This window comes from Candidatus Nanosynsacchari sp. TM7_ANC_38.39_G1_1 (genome assembly GCF_004138385.1).
This window is the reverse complement of the sequence record NZ_PQNZ01000002.1, coordinates 16,634-39,755: the sequence shown is the minus strand read 5'-3', so window position 1 is coordinate 39,755 and position 23,122 is coordinate 16,634. Positions and strand designations below refer to the sequence as shown.

The 23,122-nt window shown below is 51.4% G+C and carries 21 protein-coding genes and 1 pseudogene; 3 read left to right on the top strand and 19 right to left on the bottom strand.

Annotated elements, in window-relative coordinates:
- Window positions 1-84: 84 nt before the first annotated feature.
- The 3 genes and pseudogenes from rplS to G1ANC_RS00370 all read right to left on the bottom strand — a co-directional run.
- Window positions 85-423 (bottom strand): annotated as a pseudogene (gene rplS, locus G1ANC_RS00380) (50S ribosomal protein L19); the annotation flags it as partial.
- A 222-nt stretch (window positions 424-645) separates the two neighbouring features.
- Window positions 646-1,128, bottom strand: coding sequence for a hypothetical protein (locus G1ANC_RS00375; protein ID WP_129693064.1), 483 nt, complete (start codon window positions 1,126-1,128; stop codon window positions 646-648).
- An 82-nt stretch (window positions 1,129-1,210) separates the two neighbouring features.
- Entirely contained in the window at window positions 1,211-1,828 is a 618-nt protein-coding gene (locus G1ANC_RS00370) for a hypothetical protein (protein ID WP_129693063.1), read from the bottom strand.
- Between the two features lie 75 nt (window positions 1,829-1,903).
- Between G1ANC_RS00370 and G1ANC_RS00365 the strand changes: the two genes are divergently transcribed.
- Window positions 1,904-3,043 carry an NADP-dependent malic enzyme gene (locus G1ANC_RS00365; protein WP_129693062.1) on the top strand — a complete coding sequence of 380 codons (1,140 nt, stop codon included), beginning with the start codon at window positions 1,904-1,906 and terminating at the stop codon, window positions 3,041-3,043.
- 115 nt (window positions 3,044-3,158) lie between these two features.
- Here G1ANC_RS00365 and G1ANC_RS00360 read toward each other — a convergent pair whose 3' ends face one another.
- Window positions 3,159-3,569, bottom strand: a complete 411-nt coding sequence (locus tag G1ANC_RS00360; RefSeq protein ID WP_129693061.1) for a hypothetical protein — start codon at window positions 3,567-3,569, stop codon at window positions 3,159-3,161.
- A 100-nt stretch (window positions 3,570-3,669) separates the two neighbouring features.
- Window positions 3,670-5,292: a GspE/PulE family protein gene (locus G1ANC_RS00355; RefSeq protein WP_129693060.1), complete on the bottom strand. Its 1,623-nt coding sequence runs from the start codon at window positions 5,290-5,292 to the stop codon at window positions 3,670-3,672.
- Between the two features lie 52 nt (window positions 5,293-5,344).
- Here G1ANC_RS00355 and G1ANC_RS00350 point away from each other — a divergent pair, with 52 nt between their 5' ends.
- The gene (locus G1ANC_RS00350; RefSeq protein WP_129693059.1) at window positions 5,345-5,905 is read left to right on the top strand and encodes a TrmH family RNA methyltransferase; all 561 of its coding nucleotides are present in this window, start codon (window positions 5,345-5,347) and stop codon (window positions 5,903-5,905) included.
- 680 nt (window positions 5,906-6,585) lie between these two features.
- Here the strand turns inward: G1ANC_RS00350 and dnaE are convergent.
- The 9 genes from dnaE to gatC form a co-directional block, all read right to left on the bottom strand.
- Window positions 6,586-10,287, bottom strand: coding sequence for a DNA polymerase III subunit alpha (gene dnaE / locus G1ANC_RS00345; RefSeq protein ID WP_129693058.1), 3,702 nt, complete (start codon window positions 10,285-10,287; stop codon window positions 6,586-6,588).
- 113 nt (window positions 10,288-10,400) lie between these two features.
- The gene (locus tag G1ANC_RS00340; protein ID WP_129693057.1) at window positions 10,401-10,700 is read right to left on the bottom strand and encodes a DUF5665 domain-containing protein; all 300 of its coding nucleotides are present in this window, start codon (window positions 10,698-10,700) and stop codon (window positions 10,401-10,403) included.
- Between the two features lie 84 nt (window positions 10,701-10,784).
- The gene (locus G1ANC_RS00335) at window positions 10,785-11,102 is read right to left on the bottom strand and encodes a YtxH domain-containing protein (protein WP_129693056.1); all 318 of its coding nucleotides are present in this window, start codon (window positions 11,100-11,102) and stop codon (window positions 10,785-10,787) included.
- Between the two features lie 2 nt (window positions 11,103-11,104).
- The gene (locus tag G1ANC_RS00330) at window positions 11,105-11,362 is read right to left on the bottom strand and encodes a hypothetical protein (protein WP_129693055.1); all 258 of its coding nucleotides are present in this window, start codon (window positions 11,360-11,362) and stop codon (window positions 11,105-11,107) included.
- Between the two features lie 91 nt (window positions 11,363-11,453).
- Complete coding sequence (locus G1ANC_RS00325) at window positions 11,454-12,359, bottom strand: UTP--glucose-1-phosphate uridylyltransferase (protein WP_129693054.1); 906 nt, start codon at window positions 12,357-12,359, stop codon at window positions 11,454-11,456.
- 43 nt (window positions 12,360-12,402) lie between these two features.
- Window positions 12,403-13,875, bottom strand: coding sequence for an Asp-tRNA(Asn)/Glu-tRNA(Gln) amidotransferase subunit GatB (gene gatB, locus G1ANC_RS00320; protein WP_129693053.1), 1,473 nt, complete (start codon window positions 13,873-13,875; stop codon window positions 12,403-12,405).
- The gene (locus G1ANC_RS00315) at window positions 13,875-14,300 is read right to left on the bottom strand and encodes a hypothetical protein (RefSeq protein WP_129693052.1); all 426 of its coding nucleotides are present in this window, start codon (window positions 14,298-14,300) and stop codon (window positions 13,875-13,877) included. The genes gatB and G1ANC_RS00315 overlap by 1 nt, the downstream gene beginning before the upstream one ends.
- Complete coding sequence (gene gatA, locus G1ANC_RS00310; protein WP_129693051.1) at window positions 14,293-15,699, bottom strand: Asp-tRNA(Asn)/Glu-tRNA(Gln) amidotransferase subunit GatA; 1,407 nt, start codon at window positions 15,697-15,699, stop codon at window positions 14,293-14,295. Before gatA ends, G1ANC_RS00315 begins: the two co-directional genes overlap by 8 nt.
- 2 nt (window positions 15,700-15,701) lie before the next feature.
- A complete protein-coding gene (gene gatC, locus G1ANC_RS00305) occupies window positions 15,702-15,992 on the bottom strand; it encodes an Asp-tRNA(Asn)/Glu-tRNA(Gln) amidotransferase subunit GatC (RefSeq protein WP_129693050.1) in 291 nt (96 codons plus the stop codon).
- A gap of 99 nt (window positions 15,993-16,091) precedes the next feature.
- Between gatC and G1ANC_RS00300 the strand changes: the two genes are divergently transcribed.
- Complete coding sequence (locus G1ANC_RS00300) at window positions 16,092-17,864, top strand: alpha-amylase family glycosyl hydrolase (RefSeq protein ID WP_129693049.1); 1,773 nt, start codon at window positions 16,092-16,094, stop codon at window positions 17,862-17,864.
- A gap of 57 nt (window positions 17,865-17,921) precedes the next feature.
- Here G1ANC_RS00300 and G1ANC_RS00295 read toward each other — a convergent pair whose 3' ends face one another.
- The 5 genes from G1ANC_RS00295 to G1ANC_RS00275 all read right to left on the bottom strand — a co-directional run bounded on the left by G1ANC_RS00295 (window position 17,922) and on the right by G1ANC_RS00275 (window position 23,113).
- Window positions 17,922-18,497, bottom strand: coding sequence for a hypothetical protein (locus G1ANC_RS00295; RefSeq protein WP_164997942.1), 576 nt, complete (start codon window positions 18,495-18,497; stop codon window positions 17,922-17,924).
- Between the two features lie 106 nt (window positions 18,498-18,603).
- Window positions 18,604-20,577, bottom strand: a complete 1,974-nt coding sequence (gene uvrB / locus G1ANC_RS00290; RefSeq protein WP_129693047.1) for an excinuclease ABC subunit UvrB — start codon at window positions 20,575-20,577, stop codon at window positions 18,604-18,606.
- A gap of 33 nt (window positions 20,578-20,610) precedes the next feature.
- Window positions 20,611-21,222, bottom strand: a complete 612-nt coding sequence (locus tag G1ANC_RS00285; protein ID WP_206660689.1) for a hypothetical protein — start codon at window positions 21,220-21,222, stop codon at window positions 20,611-20,613.
- Window positions 21,219-22,199: a carbohydrate kinase family protein gene (locus G1ANC_RS00280; RefSeq protein WP_129693046.1), complete on the bottom strand. Its 981-nt coding sequence runs from the start codon at window positions 22,197-22,199 to the stop codon at window positions 21,219-21,221. The genes G1ANC_RS00285 and G1ANC_RS00280 overlap by 4 nt, the downstream gene beginning before the upstream one ends.
- Window positions 22,199-23,113 carry a class II fructose-bisphosphate aldolase gene (locus G1ANC_RS00275; protein ID WP_129693045.1) on the bottom strand — a complete coding sequence of 305 codons (915 nt, stop codon included), beginning with the start codon at window positions 23,111-23,113 and terminating at the stop codon, window positions 22,199-22,201. The genes G1ANC_RS00280 and G1ANC_RS00275 overlap by 1 nt, the downstream gene beginning before the upstream one ends.
- Window positions 23,114-23,122 lie beyond the last annotated feature (9 nt).

Genomic DNA, 23,122 nt, shown 5'->3' with positions numbered 1-23,122 from the left:
CTCATCAGACTCTTTAGTTTCTTCTATTTTTGATACTGACCTATCTGGTAAAGTATTAACTGCCTCACGATCAAATTTTACAGCCTTTAGACGAGCACTCTTACCACTACGCTCACGTAAGAAACTCAAGAACTTACGACGAACCTTAGCACGCCTCACAATCTCGATCTTTTCAACAAGAGGACTATGCACTAAAAAGCTTTTTTCTACACCAACACCGCTAGCTATTTTACGTACGGTAATTCGGCTAGTGTGGCTATCTTTATTATCAGTACGAATAACTACACCTTCAAAAACCTGAACGCGCTCTTTATTACCTTCTTTAATGCGCTGTGAAACACGCACAGTATCACCGCTACGAACATCAACCACAGCATGTTTCTTTTGCTTTTCGTTTACTTTTTGAATCAATGCAAAACTCATATAAGTCCAACCTTTCACTCATCAGGTTCGCTACATCAACTAGCTGGCCACGCAGTTGTATCTCTGCGGCTTCACACTGAACAAAGCCCGAATCATTAACTCTCGTACAATGCAAGTATTCTAACACAATATCAAGCGGCGAGCAATAGACGCAAAGATGGCTAGCGGCAGAGTCCATCTAGCCACCAGCTGCGCTTGATATTTTATCAATTTCAAAAAACCCTACGCCGTGGTTGACTTGTCAGCGCTATCGATATTGACGTAAAACTGAGTATCAGGGTTAGCACCGCCTACCGGCTGAACCCCCGGATTGAAAGTTCTATTCGGGTTGGCACATACGAATTTACCAGCTTGCCCCGATTCTCGCCATATTTGGCAAGTGCTCTCGTAGAAAGCTCCGTCTACCACTACTCTGTCCGAAGAAGACTGATCAGTGTCAGTGCTAGTGTCAATAGAGTCGCCTGGCACCGCTGGCTGAGGCAAATTATCAGTCCTGTCTGTCACAGGAGTAGGATCTTTTTCTCCATGCGTAGCAAGGTCCATAGATTCATGCACAGTAGAACAAGTTACCGCTACAACAAGCGCAGAGAGAGCGCCTATCGGTTTCCTTAACTCCTTCTTGGGCAGCCAATCCCAATCTAAGCCAGTAGACCCCTCAGACGCTGCATGCCTCATAGCTGGCCTGCCAGATTTTAATATATCCATTTCGTTATACTTTCACCTCGAAATTAAAATTGGTATGTCTTTTTATTATACCACAAACTATACTAAAATGCAAGCAAAGCAGCTATTCATCAGTTGGGTCAAGAGCTTGACGCGGGGTCAACGAGTTTTCTGTTGAACTCTCTACATATACGACACGGTAGGGCTTGCCGTCAATAACCATAGCCGTCGGAAGCTCCGCTCCTGGCTGAAATCCGTCGACTGCCCCGTCAAATTTCACGCAGATAACTGTATTTTCATCGACGCTATCCGACCGTCTGGCCGCCTTGGATGACGGAGAGTCTACTTCCACCAATTTGCCATCTTCAACGGCGTAGTATCTTACCTGTTCGTCGCCCACCTGCCGCGATTCGCCTGGCTGCTGGCATGTCGGGTCGCCGTTGACTTCAACAGCTGGGCGTACAACAATCTTGCCGCTGTTTTCACCGTCTGTACTCTGTATGTAAGCAACTGGCGCGATCCAAACTGAATCACCCTCGCCAATTTTTTTGGCTAACTCCTCATAAGTTAGTGTCCCGGCAGTAGCGCTCTCGGAGGCAGTGCTCCCGGCTGGCGTAGAATCCGGCGTCTGACGCTCAGCCGAGCATGACCCGACAAACGGGCTTAACGCTAAACTTCCAACTGCCAAAAATGTTGTCAACCGGTTTCTTATTGTGCCTAAAAACTCTCCATTTCTTCTCATAAATATATTATGCTACAAACTGCCATTTAGTTCAACATGCGCGCCCAAAATGCCAAAACGCGCTATAATATACTCATGGATTACAACAAACTAGCACTCGAACTACACCAAAAATATAAAGGTAAAATCACCACCGCGCTGCGCGATAACGGCGAAATTGACCGCGATAAGCTTAGCGCTTATTACAGCCCGGGAGTCGGTGCCGTTAGCCAAGCCATCGCCGAGAACCCGGCGGATTTGCCGAAATACACCTGGACGAACAATTTGGTCGGCGTGGTCTCTGACGGCTCGGCGATTTTGGGCTTGGGCAATTTGGGGCCGAAAGCCGCCATGCCAGTGATGGAGGGCAAGGCGCTGCTATTCAAGCATTTCGCTAATGTCGATGCCGTGCCAATCGTGCTGGACGTTCATGAGCCAGAAGAAATTATCGCTGCCGTCAAGGCGATAGCGCCGAGCTTTGGAGCGATCAATTTAGAGGATATCGCTTCGCCAAAATGCTTCGAGATCGAGGAGCGTTTGAAAGCCGAACTAGACATTCCAGTATTTCACGATGACCAGCACGGTACGGCAATAGTAGTGCTAGCTGGGCTGATCAACGCCGCCAAGGTTGTCGGCAAAAACTTGCGCGACTGCAAAGTCGTCCTGGCGGGGCCAGGCGCGGCTGGCACAGCGATTATTAAGCTGCTCAATCTGTACGGCGTCAAAAACTTAATTGCGCTCGATCGCCACGGCGCGCTGAGTAGCGACCGCACTGACCTGTCGCCAGAAAAAACCGCCTTGCAGCAATATTTGAATACTTCAGAAAGCGGTACGCTAGCAGAAGTATTAACTGGCGCCGATATCTTCATCGGCGTATCGGCTGCTAATTCGCTGGCGCCAGAGATGATCGCGGCAATGGCCAGCCAGCCGATTATTTTCGCTCTAGCCAATCCAGTACCCGAAATCATGCCCGATGCCGCGATTAGCGCTGGCGCAGCCGTCGTAGCGACTGGCCGCAGCGACTTTCCGAATCAAGTTAATAATTCCTTGGCTTTCCCTGGTATTTTCCGTGGCGCACTCGACAATGGCATCCAGAAAATCACCGACCAGCACAAGCTAGCCGCCGCCGAAGCTCTGGCAGCGCTGGTCGAGAACCCAACCGCCGACGAAGTTATCCCGTCGCCATTCGACAAACGCGTCGTACCAGCGGTGGCAAATGTCATAAAAAAATCCTAAATCAAGACTAAGTAGTTGAGTTGGGGGCGGGACGGCGAACTAAATCGCGCGCCCCGCCCCAGAGCAAAGGCGCAGCTCTGCTGGCTTGAGCTTGCCTTTGCGGCTGCCGACGAGACTAGAGTGTGGTTGATGGATCAGTAACCCAATCAAGCATACGCCAAAAATATGGACGCCAGCTTGATGGCTCCGGAATCAGGAGTTCCGGATATCTACAAAAATCCGTCTCGATGCTGCCAGTAGCATCGAGACAAAAAAAGGCCAGCACTGCTCCGCCCTGCCTATCGTAAACGGCCACGATAAAAGAACTTTTTCGATACACCGATTTGCAGGTAAAGACCTCGACGTAGAACCCTGCCTCGCGGGCAGAGTTCATCAGGACGAGAGCGGCGCAGGCCGCACCGCCCTTACCTCCAGCCGCCAGTTCGTGAAGCTGGCGATCTGGAGAGGTTGATCGCCGCAGTTCGTAGTCATCAAAGCAGGCTTTAGGAACGGCAGTCCTACCCATAATAGCCCCTTTCCAGGCCATCTCAAACCTTCCTTCCGCCCCGTACCGGGGCCACTCGACGATGGATTGTACCCAGACCCTATGTCTAGAGCCAGCACTCAATACTATACCATAATTTGCGTTAAATCACCCGTGCTATTTCCTCGAGCGTAGTTTCGCCGCGCAAAGCCGCCAGCACGCCGACCTGCTCGAGTGTTAACATGCCTTCGTTTCGAGCGGTTTCTTCGATTGTCTCGGGGTGAACATCTTGGACGTCGCCGCGGATAAACTTCTGGATTTCATCGGTAACAACCAGCTGTTCCATGATAACCACCCGGCCTTTATAGCCAAACGGCGCATCTTCGCTAGGCACGGGGCGCCACAGCTTGAAATTATCCAAATCAGGCTTCTCGACATCAGGCGGCAGCTTTTCGAGTACGCGCTGAACATATTTACGTGTTGCTTCATCGGGTTCGTACGCTTCCTTGGTATGATCGACTAAACGCCGCACCAAACGCTGAGCAATCAGTAAACGGATAGCGCTTGAAAAGATCGGGTTAACTCCAATCATGTCAATCATACGGCTAAAGGCCGTACTGGTAGTATTGGCGTGAAAGCTCGATAGTACCAAGTGGCCGGTGATTGACGCCTGAATAGCCGTGCGCGCCGTATCGACATCACGAATCTCTCCAACCATCACCACATCTGGGTCGAGGCGCAAAACGCTACGCAAACCATCAGCAAAGCTCTGCCCATGCGTCGTGTCAATCGGGATTTGTGACATACCGCTCAGGCCATACTCGATCGGATCCTCGAGTGTAATCAGCTTGCGGTCGGTGGTATTCAACGCGTTGAGCATACTATAAAGCGTCGTCGACTTACCCGAGCCAGTCGGCCCGACCATCAGCACCAGACCGCGCGGGTGGCTGACAACTTCGTCGATTTCCTTGCGCTGGCGCGGCGGAATACCCAGCAAGTCCAAATTCAACAATGATTCATCAAAATTAAATAAACGCAGCACCGCATCTTGACCGTACAGCGTTGGCACAGTCTCGACGCGCAGGTTCAATAGATGCGTGCCTTGGTCGGTAGTGATCTCCATCTGCATATGGCCGGACTGCGATTCCATAGCTGCACTACTAACGCCGGCACGGCTAGCTAGCTCGCCCATGATAATCCGGTAGCGCGAACGTTCTAGCTGCGCTACTGGGTGCAGCGCACCGTCGACGCGCATGCGTACGCGGATAGAATCGCGCTCGTTTTCAATGTGAATGTCGCTAGCGCCGAGCCTGTCCGCCTGCTTGATCAGGAAATCAAACAATTCCTCGCTCGATACCAGATTCAACGTCTGGCTAACTTGAGCGATGGTGTTGCTATCGCCCTCTTTAGCAATCTCGATATCATCGTAAGCAGTGCGCTGCGGCGGATCGTAACGCAGCATCATCGCCCGGTAGCCGCTGGCACTGATCAACAAAAACTGCAATTTGTCGCCGCGATCTTGATACTCGCGCTTGATCTTCTGCAAAATAGATTGCGGCGTTTGCGAAGTTACGCCGATTTGGTACATCACTTCGTTGCCGCCCTTGGCTAGCGGTACGATACGGTATTGGTGCATTTTCTCGATCGGAATCATGCCAGGGACTAGCGGTAGCGTGTCCTCTAGATTGCGCATATCAACATACGGCAAACCTAAAATAGTCGCCCGCTGGCGGGTAGCTTTTTCGTCTTGTTCGCGCCGGCGGCGCTGAACTTCTTCTTCGTCCATCACCTTTATTTTAGCAAAAAGCTTGCGCTAAAAACAGTGCTACAATAGAATTATGCCAAAAATCGTCGTCATCGCCCACAACATCCGCTCAACCTTCAATGTCGGGTCGATTTTTCGTACCAGCGAGGGGCTCGGTGTCGAAAAGTTAATTTTGAGCGGCTATACGCCCTACCCAGATTTGAGTTTGTGCCGCGAAGCGCCAAATTGCGCGCTAATCGACGGTGAAATCACGCGGGACGACCAGCGCCTGCCGCACATTCGTGAAAAAATCACCCAGCAAATCCACAAAACGGCACTCGGCGCCGAGAGTTTGGTGCCGTTTGAATATCACGAAGCACCGCCGCTAGATGAACTGCGGCAACTGGGCTACCGCATCGCCGCCCTGGAACAAGCCGCCAATAGCACTAATCTGCGCGATTATTCAGCGCCAGACCGCGTCGCGCTGCTGCTAGGCGAAGAAGTCGGCGGTATCGCGCCCGAATGGCTGGCTTTGGCTGACGATATCATTGAGATTCCGATGTTCGGACAAAAAGAGTCGTTCAACGTGTCGGTAGCGGCCGGAATCGCGCTGTACGAGCTAGCGACGAGCGGCAAAACCGCCAAAAATGCCTAAAATTTGCAAATTTTACGAAATAATTGCGGAAAGTATTGACATTTTCACTACTCTATGATATATTAATACTAGCTTTTCGCTCAAGGTTAGTCGAAATAAAGGGGCGGAAGGTTGCCCTTTTTGCCTTGAGCGGAGCATGATTCTAAGGAGGAATCATGGTCTCTGTCTCTAATATCATCGTTGCCGGCGGCGTCGCCGTCGCCGCAGCTCTTACCGTCCTTGTCGAGGTGTACGTGGCCGCCTGCGTGGCCACGTACATTGAACCCGTCCTGGCAGCCCGCTGGGCTGCCAGGACCGCCGCCCGGGCCGCCCGGGCACGGGAGGATTGGCTCGATACGGAACAAGCGGTTAGGGAGGCTTCCCTAGCCGTTTGGACCGCCTGGGGCTTTGAGTCCCGGGCGGTCAAGTATTATACCGAGGCCTGGGCAGAAGCCCAAGCCTCGGCCGACAGGGCCCGGTCTCGGGCCCAGAGAGCTCAGGCTCGGGCTAACAAAGCCCGGGCCTGGGCTATCCGAGCCAACAAGGGCTAACAAGCCCGCTGAAAATAGCTCGCCGAATTGGTTCAACACTGGTTGAGATACTTAAGTATTAAGTGTTTCCCGGGTTGATATATGACCCAATTCCGGTTTGAGCCAATTTCGGCGGGCTATTTTCTTTGGTTTAATTTATCTTATCCTAATCTATTTCACCTTGACGCATTCGTCGCCCAGCAGTTCGGCCAGGCCAGCGCGTAGGTTGCGCTGGGCATCGACCCGAAACGGCAGACGGATGGCATTGGACTTATCTTCGCCCAAAATCATAATGATGTCGTTTTGGCCAGGGTTTTGGCTGCACAGTTTCTTGAGCGAGACCAGCAAGTCGCGGTCGCTCGGATTCTTGACTTTGACATAGACAGTTTCCAGCTTTTCCAGCGGCTTGAGGGTGATTGCTGGCGCCGCTTTGGCGCTGGCTGCAGCCGTCACAGCTGGCGCACCGTTAGCGTTTTTGCGCGGATAGCGTTTGCTTTTGACGGCCGCGCGGCCTTTCGGCGCCGTCATTTTGCGGCCGTGGCTTTGGTATTCGTTGAGCTCTTTGTCGGTAACGATACTAATTTCGTCAGCGATGATTTTGGCTTCGTCGGTCATGTTGCCGTCGCGGTCGCGGGCGTTGATTGTGCCCGCTACTTTGACGATAGCATCTTGTTGCAAGCTGTCGCCTAGCTGTTCGTACAATCTCGGGAAGACAATCAGCTCCATTTCGCTAGTTTTGTCCTCGATACCGACAAACGCCATTTTGGTGCCAGCCTTGGTGACGATAGTGCGAATCGTCGATACCAAGCCGCCGACCGATACTTTCTGTCCGTCGATTTGCGGCGTGCAGGCATGCAGCGGGATGGTCTGCTCCTCGAAAAAGGCATCATAATTATCTAATGGATGCGCGCTAATGTAAAGGCCTAGCAATTCGCGCTCCCACATCAGCTGTTCTTTACTGGTGTATTTAACCGGCGAAGTCTTCAGCTCGACCGACGGCATCAATTTGTCGCCGCCGAGCGCCGCGAACATATCAACTTGCCCGCTGAGCGCTTCCTTTTGCAGCTTGCTAGCAAAAGCCAGAATCGTATCGAGATTAAATAGCAAATCGCTGCGATCACCCAGCGCATCGAAAGCACCGGCTTTGACCAGCGATTCCCAAGCTTTGCGATTAACTTTGCTGGTACTGACACGTTTGGCAAAATCCTCGACCGACTTGAACGGGCCGTCAGCTTCGCGGGCGCGAATGATCTCTTCGACTGCGCCGACACCGACGCCTTTGACCGCTGCCATGCCGAAGCGGACTTGTTTGGCAGCTGGCACCACGCCGAACTCGACGTAGGACTGATTGACGTCTGGCGCCAGAACCTCCAAGCCCATATGTTTGCATTCGGTAATTTCAATCGCCAGGCGGTCGATATCGTCGTGATCGCTGGTCATCAGCGCCGCCATGAAAGCGTCCGGATAATGCGCTTTCAGGTACGCCGTCCAATAAGCAATCAAGCCGTAACAAGCGGCATGCGACTTGTTGAAGCAGTAATTAGCGAATTCCTCCAGCTGCGTCCAGAAGGTTTCTGCCATCTCGCGCGTGGCGCCGCCGACTTTGACCGCACCCTCAACGAACTCTGGCTTAACCTTTTTCATCAAGTCGATTTTTTTCTTACCGACGGCTTTACGCAGCGTATCAGCTTGACCGCCAGTAAAGCCGCACCATTCCTTAGAAATTTGCATAAATTGCTCTTGGTAAACTAAAATTCCGTAAGTGTTTTCCAGCGAGTTGCGCATACCCTCGTGCAAGTAGGTAATCGGCTCTTCACCGTGCTTGCGGCGGATAAAGCTATCGATAAATTGCATCGGCCCCGGGCGGTACAAAGCCACCATAGCGATGATATCCTCGAAATGCGTCGGCTTGAGCGCCCGCAGATAGCGTTTCATACCCGCCGATTCTAACTGGAACACGCCAGTGGTGTCGCCGCGCTGAAACAGCTCGTATGTTGGCTTGTCATCGAGCGGCAAATGCGCCAGATCGATTTCCTCTTTATAAACTTTTTTGATAATACGCATGGCATTATTGATAATTGTCAAGTTTGAAAGGCCTAAAAAGTCCATCTTCAGCAGTCCCAATTCCTCAACCTCGCCCATCGGGAACTGCGTCGCCACCACGCCTTTTTGCGCCATTTCTAGCGGAATATAATTGACCAGCGTGTCCGGCGCAATCACCACGCCGCAGGCATGAACACCGTGGCTGCGAATCGTGCCTTCGAGCTGGATGGCGTAATCCAGCACTTCTTTGGCGGTAGGATTATTCTCGTACTCCTTACGCAGATCGGCGTCCTCTTTGACGCTAACCGACAGCGGGATATGCCGGCCCTGATTTGGCGGCGGCACCAACTTAGCCAAGCGGTCGCTCTCGGCATAAGGCACTTCCAGCACCCTGGCGACATCGCGCACCGCCATGCGGCCGAACATCTTACCGAAGGTAGCGATGTTACTGACGTGGTCTTCGCCGTATTTTTTAGCGCAATACTCAATCACTTCGTCGCGGCGAGTATCTTGGATATCAACGTCGATATCCGGCATGGAAATACGATCTGGGTTAAGGAAGCGCTCGAACAGCAGGCCGTATTTCAGCGGATCGAGATCGGTGATATTTAGCGCGTAGGCAATAATCGAACCAGCAGCCGAGCCGCGCCCTGGCCCAAAGACGATTCCCTGCGACTTACCCCAGTTGATAAAATCCTGGACGATCAGAAAGTAGCCTTCGTAGCCCATATTGCCCATCACGCCCAGCTCCATCTCGGCGCGCTGGCGAACTTCGTCAGACAATTGCGGGATGATATCGTCAGGGTCTAGCTTCTCAGCTTCCTCTTTCGAGGCGCCATTATAACGCTGCAGCAAGCCCTGATAAGTCAACCTCAATAGATACGAGTGCTCGTTCTCGCCTTCAGGCAGCGGGTATTTAGGAATAAGAATGCGGCCCAGCTCAATTTCAACATTACAGCGGTCAGCCACCTTTTTAGTGTTACGAATTACCTCGGGATATTCCTCTCCCCAGTGAGCAATGATGTCGCGCGGGTCGGTCAAGTGCAGCTCAAAATCCTTCAAACTCATCCGCTTTTCATCGCTTAAGTACGAACCAGTACCGACACATAGCAAAATTTCGTGCGCGTCTTGGTGATCATGCGTCAAGTAGTGGCCGTCGCAAGTCACCACCATCTCGATGTCCAGTTCTTTTGATAGCTTAATCAAGCCCTCGTTGATTTTTGCCTGGACATCCCAGTGTGTATTTGACTTCGGGTGGCCGTGGTCTTGCAACTCCAGATAGTAGCGGTCGCCCAGAATCGATTTATACCATTTGGCGATATCGCGGGCGCGATCGTAATCGTCTTCTTTGAGAGCTACGCCAATTTCACCGCTAGCACAACCGCTCATCACAATCAGACCTTCGTTCAACTCCTCCAGCAAGTCGTGATCAATCCGCGGCTTGTAATACATTCCCTCCAGATTGGCCTGCGTTGATAGCTTCATCAAATTATGAAAGCCGGTATTGTTCATCGCTAGCACTGTCAAGTGGAAGCGCTGCTTGTCCTTGGCCGGATCGCGGTCAAAGCGCGAACGTGCCGCTACGTATGTCTCAATACCGAGGATCGGCTTAATACCAGCCTTTTTGGCAGTTTTATAATAGTCAAGGATACCACTCATCGTACCGTGGTCGGTTACTGCCGCCGCTTCCATACCGAACTCCTTGACCTTATCAACCAAATCATTGATTTTAGTCAAGCCATCCAGCACCGAATGAAAGGTGTGATTATGCAAGTGCACGAAATCGCTCGGTTGCAGCGCCGGCTGGCCTTGTGTTGAATTACTACCCATATCTTATGCTTATTATAGCGCAGACTAGGTTGTTTTTGAAGACGCGCCGCGCTAGCCTGTCTACACTCTCTTAGCGCAGTAATTTTAAGGAGCAAAGAAGCTATTTCGTAACGCTAGCGCCGGCTATTTTGCATAACGCTGAGTATTTGGTCGATAAAGCCAGCCACGCTCGGGACAAGTTGGCCGGTGAGATTAAGCACCCAAACCAACAACACAATCAGCATAGTACCGCCTAAAAGCGACCCGAAACCGAAAAATATACCGCGAAAAAAGTTAATCTTGTAAATTTCGTAGCGATTGCGATTGAAGTCGTTGAACAGCTCCTCGAGCAGCGCCTGGCGCGAGCCTTTTTCGTTGTCATCGTGCAGACGCTGAGCCATGCGGGCGAAGATATTATTGTGCTTTTTAGCCATAGATTTAGTTTGCCACAACTCGCCAGTTTTCACAATAAAAAAGCGCCCTGATTTACAATAAAACAGAGCGCCGATTGGCTACAATTATTTGCGCTTACTTGGGCGGTTGAATTCGTCCTTGGCGGCGTTAGCAGCACGCACAGCGCGGTCGCTATAGTCGTCAACAGTTTTGCGGCCTTCTTCGACGGCAGCATTGGCTTTGTTGCGGACATCGCTATAAACTTTCTCGCCCTTAGCCTTGACCTCTTCGGCTTTTTCGCCAGCTTCGTTCTTTAGTTCGTTAGCCTTTTTCTTGAGATCGGCACGGGTTTCTTTGCCTGACTTCGGCGCTGTTAGGACGCCAGCAACTACTCCAGCGGCAGCGCCAAATAATGCTCCAAGTACAAATTTACGTTTTGACATAATTAGTCCTCCTTATTTTTATGTTTTTTAGTTTTGTACATCATCGATTTGATGATCTTGGCGATTGCTGCCGGCGCCACCATAGCAGCCGCGCTATTAGCGACCGACTCTACCTTGAGGGCAGTGCGTTCGGCGGCGCAAGCCACCCGTTTGATTTGGCGGGAAATCTGGATTAGCTTGATCGTCAAGATAATTGCTAGCAGCAAGAACAACGCCAAAGCTGCTGCCAAAATGATGACAAGTATTTGAGCCCATTCCATCAATATTTGCGCTCCTTTTTGTTTATTTTAATACTGCTTTTTGCAGCTATACTCTCATTATACCACGTTCTGTCAGAAAAAGCTAGTGCTTTTAGCGATTTTCGCCGTTAATTCGCGATTGCAAGAACTGCCGCAGCGCTGGGCCGAGTTTTTGATGTTTCAATCCGAAATCAACCACGGTTTTGATGTATTCCAATTTATCGCCGGTATCATAATACGTGCCGTTAGTAATTTCCACGCCGTAAAAATCAAATCCGTCGTCAATCATTTCTTGCATAATCGGCTGGACAGTGAATTCGCCGCGACCGTCAAAGTCATCGCGAGCCCGCTCGAGATAGCCGAAGAACTCGCCCGGTAGCAAATAGCTGCTGACGCTCGCCAAGTCGGACGGCGCGTTAGCTTTACCAGGTTTTTCAACGATATTAGTCATTTTAATGACGCCGTCTTTGACTTGCTGGCCATTGATGACACCGTAACGATCAAATTCCGAATCGTCGGTAATTTTCTTACAGGACAGAATTGCCCCGTCGAGCTGCTGCGATGCCTCAATCATTTGGCGAAAACGACTCGGGCTAGCCTCGATGAAGTCGTCAGCAAACGTGTAAATCACCGACTCGCCTGGCATAATCAAATGTGAAGCGCAAGTCAGCGGCGTGGCATTGCCGTACGGACCTTTCTGACGGATGTAGACGAAGTTAGCCATCTCGGACAAGCGCTGGACGATGTCGATTAGTGGCTGCTTTTTGGCACCGCCAGCGCGCAGGTTAGCCAGCAGCTCTTCGTTTGGCGTATCAAAATGGTCTTCGATCGCCCGCTTGTTAGCGCTACCGATGATAATTATATCCTTAATGCCAGCCTCGACCAATTCCTCGACGACATATTGAATAATCGGCTTGTCAATTAGCGGCAGCATTTCCTTAGGCATGGCTTTGGTTTGCGGCAAAAACCGGGTGCCGAAACCAGCAGCGGCGATGATAGCTTTGGTTGGTTTTTTCATTATATTAAACTCCTCCTCTATACCATTTCTGAAGTGTCGAACTTTATAATTTTTCGCGGATTAATTTCTGCGCCAGGCTCGGATTGGCCTGTCCTTTGGAGCGCTTCATGACTTGGCCGACTAGATAGCCGATGGCTTTATCCTTGCCAGCTTTAATGTCGGCTATGGACGCCGCCGAGGCCGGGTCGCTGAGTACTTCATCGACGATAGCAGCAATGGCGCCTTCGTCAGACACCTGTAGCAAGTGTTCTTTTTCAGCAAATTCACGCGGATCGTCAGTCATATTCAAAATCACCGCACCGAACACCTCCTTTGCAGCCGTACTTGAGAGTTCTCCATGATCAACCAAATCAGACAACTTAATGAGACCTTCTACATTAGGCATCATATCAGACACATCAATCGCGTCATAATCACCCCACTCTACGGTTTCTGTGGTATTGACTGACGCAAACCAATTCGCTATTCGCCTAGCAGCAGAAACACCTCTACTGTCAAGCGCACTAAGAACTGCATCAGCATATGGCTTAAAGTCCATGATAGTATAGACAACAGATTTATCAACATTCAGCACGCTTAATTTTTCGCGATATTCACCCGGCAACATCGGCACTTCAGCCTGAATCCGCGCAATCTCCTCATCGCTCAGCACCACTGGCGGAATGTCCGGATCGGGCATGTAGCGATAATCCTGGGCGTCTTCTTTCGAGCGCTGTGAAGTGGTAATTTGCTGGTCATCACTCCAGCCGCGAGTTTCCTGGACTACTTGTTCACCGCGCTCCAGCAAGTCAACTTGACGCTTAAACTCGTATTCAGCGGCTCGCTCGACACTGCGGAATGAATTGAGATTCTTCACTTCCGCGCGTTTGCCAAGCTCGGTCGCGCCTTTCTTGGCCACCGAAATATTGACGTCAAAGCGCATATTGCCGTGGTATAAATCACCGTGCGTCACGCCAGCGTAGACCATCAATTTGTGCAGCTCCGAAGCGTATGCCTTGGCTTCCTCGGCAGAATGCATGTCTGGCTCAGAAACGATTTCGATCAGCGGCGTGCCAGCACGGTTGAGGTCGACCAATGAATAGCCGTCGTGGTGCGTCAACTTGCCAGCATCCTCTTCCATGTGCGCATGGTGAATCCGCACCCGCTTGAGCGAACCGTCTTCTAGCGGCGCGTCAACATAGCCAGCCAAAATAATCGGCTGATACATCTGCGATGTCTGGTAGCCCTTTGGCAGGTCAGGATAGAAATAATGCTTGCGATCAAACCGGCTAACACGAGCAATCGGTGCATTCAACGCTTTACCGGCGCGCACCGCCAGCTCGACAGCGTGCTTGTTCAGCACCGGCAGCATGCCCGGCAGGCCAAAGTCAATCTCATGCGTTTTACTATTCGGCTCGGCGTCGCGAGCGTCGTTATCAGCCGGACTAAACAGTTTGGTTTTGGTCGCCAGCTGGACGTGGCACTCGATACCAATGGTCATTTCATATTGTTGTAAAATTTCGTCGGATACTGCCATTAGATTGCTCCTAAATCTTTCAATGCTTGTTTGTAAGCGGCCAGAGCGCGGCGCGCAATATCATAATTTATCTTGACATCGGCTTCGTGCGCGATATGGTTGCGGATTTTGTGCGCGCCCCAGATATGGTTGGCGTTCGACCAAACCTTACCGGCAGCTTTCATGCGCTCACCCATAGTCTCGCCCTTGTAGTGACTATCACGCAAGGCTTTGTCAACAAGCTTATCAGCGTTAAGGATAGCTAGCTGCCAGCTGGGAGCACTTTCTTTGTCGAGGCTATTTTCAATCGCTAGCCAGCGGGCGCGGAATTTTTCGACTTTGAGCTTCGGCGAACGCTTGCTAGCAAAGGCAATAAAAACTGCGCCGACAATCGCCAAAATCAGTACCGCGATCAAAATGAACCACGTTGCGAAATTATTATTCATTTTCGCCCTCCATATCGCCTGCTAGCGCGATCAACTTAGCGTCGGACTTCATCGGGCCAACTAACTGCGCGCCGATCGGTAGGCCGCTAGAACTACTACCTGCCGGTATACTGATTGCTGGCAAACCTGCCAAGCTCGGCGGTACCGTCATGACATCCGCCAAGTACATCTTGACTGGATCGCTAGTGTTTTCGCCCAGACCAAACGCCGGCGTCGGCGCGGTTGGCAGCAGCAAGAAATCATACTTCTCAAACAACTTGTTAAATTCGTTAATCAAAACAGTGCGTGCCTTTTGAGCCTTCAAATAATAAGCATCGAAAAAGCCGCTGGATAGCACGTAGCTGCCGATCATGATGCGGCGTTTGTTCTCGGTCATGAAGCCTTCGTTGCGGCTGCGGCCGTAGAGCTCGGCTAGTGTTTTGACACCTTCGGCGCGATAGCCGTAGCGCACGCCGTCGTAGCGCGCCAGATTGCTAGAAACCTCTGCTGGTACGACGATATAATAAATCGCCAAAGCATATTTAAGGCTTGGCATATCGACATCTTCGACCACGTGGCCAGCTGCGCGTAATTTATCGGCAAAATCATTAACGTTAGCGCGAACTTCTGCGTCGACACCGTCGCCCATCGCCTCGCTGATCAGGCCAATCTTCAAATACTCGCCTGCTGATTTTTGCATTTCAAAGTAATCCGGCAGTGTCGTCATATCTTTATCGTCGCGGCCAGCCATCACGCTAGTGACTAATGCCACATCGTCGGCATGCCGTGCAAAGCAACCCATCGTGTCGGTGCTAGAAGCCATCGCCACCGCACCGTAACGGCTACTCAAACCATAAGTCGGTTTGAAGCCGTAGACACCGTTAAAGCTAGCTGGCTGGCGAATCGAGCCGCCAGTATCGGTACCAAGTGCAAACGGTACCACATCTAGCGCTGTCACGACCGCTGAACCTCCCGACGAACCGCCGGCTACCTTGGTCTGATCAACGGCATTATGCGTCGCGCCAAAATATGAGTTCTCGGTCGAACCGCCGTGCGCAAAAGCATCGAGATTCGACTTACCAATACAAATCGCACCGGCCGTCTCGAGCTTCTCGACGACGGTCGCCTGGACTGGCGCTTGAAAGTTCTCGAGCATTTTCGCCGCCGCAGTAGTCGGCGCGCCGAACGCCAAGTAATTATCCTTGACCACGAACGGTACGCCCGCCAGGACGCCCGGATTCTCACCTTTTTTGATCCGCTCGTCGATCTCGTCAGCTCGCTGCAGAGCGCGCTCCGCCGTCAGGCTTAGCAACGCATGATATTCCTCGGTTTCTTGAGCTTTGGCGAGCGACTGCTCGACTTGCGCCCGCGCAGTGGTCTCGCCTTTTTTAACCTTATCTACTAATTCAATAATTTTCATAACTACAACACCTTTGGCACTTTCACGCAATTGTCGCTTTGCTCGGCTGCTAAGGCCAGTAGCTGTTGCCGCGATACGCTGCTGTCAATGATTTCGTCGTCGCGCCAGACGTTTTGCAAGCCTGTCACCTGATACGTTGGCTCCACGCCGTCGGTATCCAACTCGTCCAGCTGATTAATATAATTGATAATTTCCTTGATATCGACGCAAAGCGATTTAATTTCCGCATCAGGCATCTGCAAACCGCTTAATTGTGCCAAATGACGCACATCGTCGTTGGTAATTGTACTCATTATTCACTAATTATAACGCAGAAGCTAGAGAAGTGCCAAAGGATTTTGCATAAGTTACAGAAGCTCGGTCATCCCACTTATGCTACAATAAGATAAGTTATGCCGCATCAAATCAAAAAGAAACTAGGAGTGACATTATATAGAGGCGGAGCGGAGTTCCGCGTGTGGGCGCCATTTGCGCGGCAAGTATTCATCAGCGGGACGTTCACCGCGGGCGAGAAACAGCCGCTAACCAGCGAGGGCGACGGCTACTGGTTTGCGCTAATTCGCAATGTCGAGCCGGGCCACCAGTACAAATACATTATCGAGACACCCGACGGCCAGCTGCTCGAGAAGAACGACCCGCGCGCTCGAGCTATCACTAGCAGCGATAAGGGCTTTTCGGTGGTTGTCGATAATAACTTCGATTGGCAGAACGATGCTAATTTTGCCATGCCGCCGCGCCAGGATCAAGTCATTTATGAACTGCATGTCGGCACCTTCAACCGCCCCGATGCTGCTACATCTGGCACCTTTGACAGCGCAATCGAAAAGTTGGACTACTTGCGAGACCTCGGTGTTAACATTATCGAGCTAATGCCAATCACTAGCATGGCCTTTAGCAATGGCTGGGGCTACGCGCCAAACCATATTTTCAGCGTCGAAAGCATGCTGGGCGGGCGCCACGGCTTGATGAAGTTTGTGCGCGAGTGCCACACCCGCGGTATCGGCGTAGTGCTAGACGTTGTCTACAACCATTTCTACGGCGATACCGACCTCTGGCAGTTTGACGGCTGGAACGAAAATAATCGCGGCGGGATTTACTTCTACAACGACGAGCGCGGCGATACGCCGTGGGGCGGGCGTCCTGATTTCGGCCGGCCGGAAGTTCGGCAATTCGTCCTTGACAATATTACAATGTGGTTGAGTGAATACCATATGGACGGCCTGCGCGTCGATAGCACTATTTACATGCGCAACACCGAAGGCCGCGATAACGACCCCGAGCACGATATTGCCGACACTTGGAGTTTATTGCAAGATATCACTGAATTAGCGCACAAGATTAAACCAGATTCGCTGATAATCGCCGAAGACGCCGCTTGCAACCCCGCGATCACGGCACCTCGCGCCAACAACGGCTGCGGTTTTGATGCGCAGTGGGAGCTAGGTTGGCCGCATGCTTTACGCGATGCGCTAGGGCTAACTGCTGATACGACACCAACTTTGCAAGGCATTCGCTATGAATTTTCTCACTCGTACAATGGCAATGATTTTGAGCGGGTTATTTTTAGCGATTCGCACGATACTGCCGCCAACGGCTCGGTGCGGCTCAACGAAGCAGCCGACCCCACTGGCGGCACGACGCTATATGCCCGCGAGAAAGCTCTGCTGGCCGATGCCATCACTTTGACATCCGCTGGTATACCAATGATTTTACAAGGCAGCGAGTTTTTGCAGGACGGCTCCTTCAACGATTGGGCAGCCCTAGAATGGCGCAAAACTGAAAAGTATGCCGGCATCCTGCTGGCTCACAAGCACTTGCTAGCACTACGGCATAACGCTTACGATACAACGCGCGGCCTGCAAGGCAATTCGACCGCCCTTTTCCACACCAACGATGACAACTGCGTTATCGGTTACCACCGCTGGGATAAGGGCGGCGCTGGCGACGACGTGCTGGTGATTGTCAATTTCAGCGACCAGCACTTCGACCATTACGATATCAATTTGCCGCTGCCAGGGCACTGGCATGTCCGCTTCAACGGTAGCTGGCACGGCTATAGCAAGGATTTTCGCGGCGTGCATTTATCGTCGGTAAACACGCACAAGAACAGTACAGCCACCATCACGCTGCCGCCTTATGGAGTGTATATTTTGTCGCAAGAGTAACTACCTTATCTTATATATTATAACATATTTGATGGTATTATGTCGAAAAATCTTGATTTAGATAGATAAAAAGCGGATGGTAGCTATATCGCCAGCCTCAACTGCAGTCCTGCCGCCAACTGGATAAGTGAATTTCGGGTCGGTATGGCCAAAATCTAAATTAGCAATGACTGGCATAGTCTGTTCAATGTTTTTGCTGAGAATAATATCCCTAAGAGCCTGCTCTGTTGGCTGCGATTCCTGCTGGAAACGCCCGATCAGAATGGCTTTGACCTGGCGAAAATACGGCTGCTGCACTACCGACTGGAAATTGCGCTCGAATGTCTCTAAAATCGAATCGTAACTATCGTCCTCAATACATAAGATGATATCGCCAGCAATGCGCGGGAAATACTCGGTGCCGTTCAGCAGATTTAGGCTGCACATATTTCCGCCCAGCAAGACTCCTTCGGCCCTACCTTTTTGGATGATTACTGGACCGTTGTTTGGCAGAGTGGCGCGCGAGGATTTTTCGTCGTAATTCCAAGGATAATCGTAAAAGTTCGCCGACGGCGCAATTTCGTACTCATCCGGCTGATCCGCAAACAAACAGCGCTTAAAATATTCCAGCGAATAGCTATTTTGCGGCAGCATACCAAAGCAATAAAAGTTCGGCGCAGCATATGTGATTAAGCCAGTTAATCGTTGACCTTCTCCTGGTCGCTCGGACAGCCGCGCTGAGATTGAGAAATTACTAGCCCTACATCTTCTCGCGGATCTCGGCGATTAGGTCGCGCAGGTCGGCGGCGCGTTCGAATTCTAAGTTAGCGCTAGCTAGATTCATCTGCGCGGTCAGGTCTTTGACGAGATTTTTGTACTCATCGCGCGGGATTTTGCGCAGGTCGAGCTTTGGCTTGTCATCTTCTTTTTGCGGGATGATGGCGCGCAGGCCTTCGTCGATCGCTTTGCTGATACCGCGCGGCGTGATGTTATGCACGCGGTTGTATTTCTCTTGAATCTGACGGCGACGGCGCGTTTCGTCGATCGCCAAGCGCATGCTATCGGTCATATTGTCGCCGTACATAATTACCTTGCCGTCAACGTGGCGCGCTGCTCGGCCAATCGTCTGAATTAGGCTGCGTTCGCTGCGCAAGAAACCTTCCTTGTCGGCATCCATAATCGCCACCAAACTAACTTCTGGCAAGTCAATCCCCTCACGCAGTAAATTAATACCGACCAGCACGTCATAGACACCCATCCGCAAATCGCGCAAAATATCGCCGCGTTCCAGCGTGTCAATTTCGCTATGAATATAAGCCGTCTTGATACCAATCTCCGTCAGGTAAGTCGATAAGTCCTCTGCCATTCGCTTGGTCAAAGTAGTGACTAGTACGCGCTGCTTTTTGTCAACGCGGTCGCGGATCTCGGCGATCAAGTCGTCAACTTGCCCGTCGGTCGGTCGGACGATAATCTCTGGGTCAAGCAAACCAGTCGGGCGGATCACTTGCTGCGCTGGCGCCGGACTACGCTGGAGTTCATAATCGCCAGGCGTCGCCGAAACGTAAATAACTTGGTTGATGTGTTTATTAAATTCGTCAAAGCGCAGCGGGCGGTTATCTAGGGCACTCGGCAAGCGAAAACCGTACTCGACCAAGACTTCTTTGCGGGCGCGGTCGCCATTATACATGCCGCGCACTTGCGGCACGGTAACGTGGCTTTCGTCGATAATCATCAAAAAGTCGTCTGGAAAGTAATCTAGCAAAGTCGCTGGCTGCTCGCCCGGTTCGCGGTTGGTTAGATAACGGCTGTAGTTTTCGATACCTTTGACGAAACCAGTCTGCTCTAGCATCTCGAGGTCATACTTGGTGCGCTGGCTGAGTCGCTGTGCCTCCAGCAATTTATTATTTTTCTCGAACCATTCGACACGCTGCTCGTACTCGGCGCGAATATTCTCGATAGCGCGCTTAATCTTTTCTTTCGGCGTAGCGTAGTGGCTGCTCGGAAAAATAGTGAAGAGTTCCGGCTCTTCTAGAATCTCGCCAGTCAGCGGGTCAATCCGCGTAATTCGATCGACGTCATCGCCAAAAAACTCCACTCGATAAGCTGTTTCGCCGCCCGCCGGAAAGACATCGACCACGTCGCCTTTGACGCGAAACGCACCGCGCGCAAAGTCGATATCGTTGCGATGATACTGAATATCCATCAATTGGCGCAAAAATTTGTCTTGCAAACGCCGCTCGCCGCGCTTAACGGTAATCGATAAATCATAATAATCCGCTGGCGACCCCAAACCATAAATGCAGCTGACGCTCGACACGATAACCACGTCGCGCCGTGTCAGCAAAGCGTCGGTAGCAGCATGGCGCAGGCGGTCGATTTCTTCGTTGATTGCCGAATCTTTCTCGATATAGGTATCGCTCGACGCGATGTAAGCTTCTGGCTGGTAATAATCAAAGTAGCTGACGAAATAATGAACTTCGTTGTCGGGGAAAAACTGCTTGAATTCGCTGAATAGCTGAGCAGCGAGAGTTTTGTTGTGCGCCAAAATCAACGTCGGCACATTCCTCTGAGCGATAATGTTCGCCATTGTAAAAGTTTTACCACTACCCGTCACGCCGAGCAACACCTGCTCGCGCTGGCCGTCGTGCAAGCCATTTAGCAACTGGGCGATCGCTTGCGGCTGATCGCCAGTCGGTTGATACGCAGACTTTAGCCGAAATCGCTGACTATCCATCTGGTATATTTTAACATTTTTAAGCTAATCTAGCTAACCTTGGCCATAACGTTTGACACTAACCTGCGGGTCGCTGCTATCGTGTTCAACATCAGCGTATTTCTTGTCAAGCGCCTCGATGACTCGCGCCACTAACCGCTCAGGATTAGCGTCGTAAATGACATCTTTAGCGCCCGGCGCCCAGACGTTCTTGAGCAGAGTAATCGTGTAATCTGCCAGACCGCCGCTGCCCAGCAAGATGCCGCAGACCTTACGACTTTCGAGCGCTGTCGATAGCTCGTGCAAGCTGCCCATCCGCCCGCCGACGGTAATAACTGCGTCGGCACTGCGCACCAGATGAACATCGCGGCCAACATATTCCATACCGGTGAAGTTGATATAGTCGAATTCGACAGTCGGCAAACGGTAAGTCGAAATATGTTCGCGAAACGAACTAGCTGGCGAAAATCCGACCGACACGCCTTTGGTCTGGCTAATACTTTTGAAGCCGCGCGCCGCAAAGTGCGGCAAACCGACGGTAGCGCCTGTCAGCAATGTCTTGCCCGAACGTGCGATTTCAGCGCCAATCGCAAAAGCTTTTTCGTGAGCGCTATCAACCGTCTCGCCCGACGCCGCGCCCGATACGCAAATCTGGTATTTCATCATTCTCCTCGTTTCGGTAATTGTTTCTCGGTGATTGGCATAGCGTGCAGTTTGACGCCTTTATGCAAAATACCGTCCTTAGCGCCAATTTTGGTGACAACGCTAGTCGAATTGGCGCTAGCGAAAATAATCGAATCTTTTAAGCTTTTACCTTGCGCCCACTGGCTCAAAAAGCCGCTAGCAAAGGCGTCGCCGGCGCCCGTGCGATCGACTACTGGCACGTCTTCATACATGCCAGCGCGCACCAACGTCTTGCCGTCAGTCGCTACCACGCCATTTGGACCGTCGCTAACAATCACTGTCGGACAATAGTGCAGTGCCCGCAGAGCCAACTCCTCGATAGTCTCGCCAGCCACTAGTTTTTGCATCTCTTCTTTGTTGGTGCAAAGCACGTCAACTGTGTCCAGCAAACCTTTTAGCTTTTCTGGATCAGCTAGCTCCGGGCCAGCCGGGTTGAGCATGACTTTGGCGCCAACGCGCTCAGCTTCGTCTAGAATCACCCGCAGCACTGTCAGGCTATTGTCGGCTAGCGACGTCGGATAAATCCAATCGGCTTGGCTGATAGCTTGCAAATTCAGACGGCTAGCATCCTTGCCAAATGTCCGCCCGCGGTGGTTCAGAATCGTTCGTTCGCCATTGGTCGCGATCAAAATTACTGAATAGCCAGCTTGCATTCGATCATCGATCAAGACATCGCGAGTGTCGACACCCTCGGCATCAAGCGCCGCGATCACCGCCTGGCTGGCCGAGTCATTACCCAGCGCCCACATATAGCGACTGTCTAAGCCCTGGCGAGCAAAAGTTGTCGCGACATTCGTAGCATTGCCGCCAGTGCTGAAGATTACGTCTTCGACTTCCATTTTGATACCTAGCGGCAGCTCGGTAAAGACTTTCTTGCCGCGAGTATGCGGATCGAATTCGTTACTGCGCAAGAATACGTCTTGCGTGCCTTTGCCGATTGCTAAAATTTTAACCGCCACTAGAGCGTCGCCTTTCCGGCACTGCCAAAGGCGCCAATTTTCTCTTCAACGACTTTTTGGACAGCATCGTAAACTTCGGGCATCAGTTTGAAAACAGCGTACTCGTCAGGATTCTCGCGCAAAACCTTTTCGAGCGTAGTACGGAAAGCATAGCGCAAATCGCTATTAATATTGATCTTGCTAACACCAATTTTGGACGCGTCCTCAAAGTAGTGCAGCGGCGTACCGCTACCGCCATGCAAGCTAATCTGGCAATCAATCGCCGCCCGAATTTGGCGCAGCAAATCTAGGTCGAGAATCTTCGGCACCGGATACAGCCCGTGCAAGTTCCCAACCTGCACCGCCATAGTATCGATACCCGTGGCATCGACAAAACTTTTAGCTTCCTCGGGCTTGGTATTCCATTTTTTGACTTCTTCGTAGTCGATCTCTTCTTTATGGAGATTGGAGTCGCCAAAGAAATAGCGCTCCTCGGCCTCGACCAGTGCGCCCGTAAACTTAGCATATTCGACAACTTCGCGAGTTTTTTCGATAATTTCCTCGAGCGAAGCATCGTGATTAGCCTGCGAAATATCGATATGAATAAATTCAAAGCCAGCATCAATAGCTTGCTTGCAACCCTCGACTGTCGGCGCGTGATCGAGGTTGATATACATCTCGACACCGTAGTTTTGGCTATAGTTATCGACCAAATCGCGAATATTTTCGTAGCCGCCCAGCGAAGCTGCTTCGTTAGCGCTGACTTCGACCATCACTGGCGCGTTGGTTTTTTGCGCTGCCTGGCAAATCGCACGCAATGTTTCTTGATTGTCAATATTAAAAGCGCCCACCGCGAAACCCTCTAGCCGGCTGCGCCGCATTAGGTCGCGCGCCCGGCTGGTACGCTGGCGAATTTCATCAATTGATAAACTCATCGTTGTCTC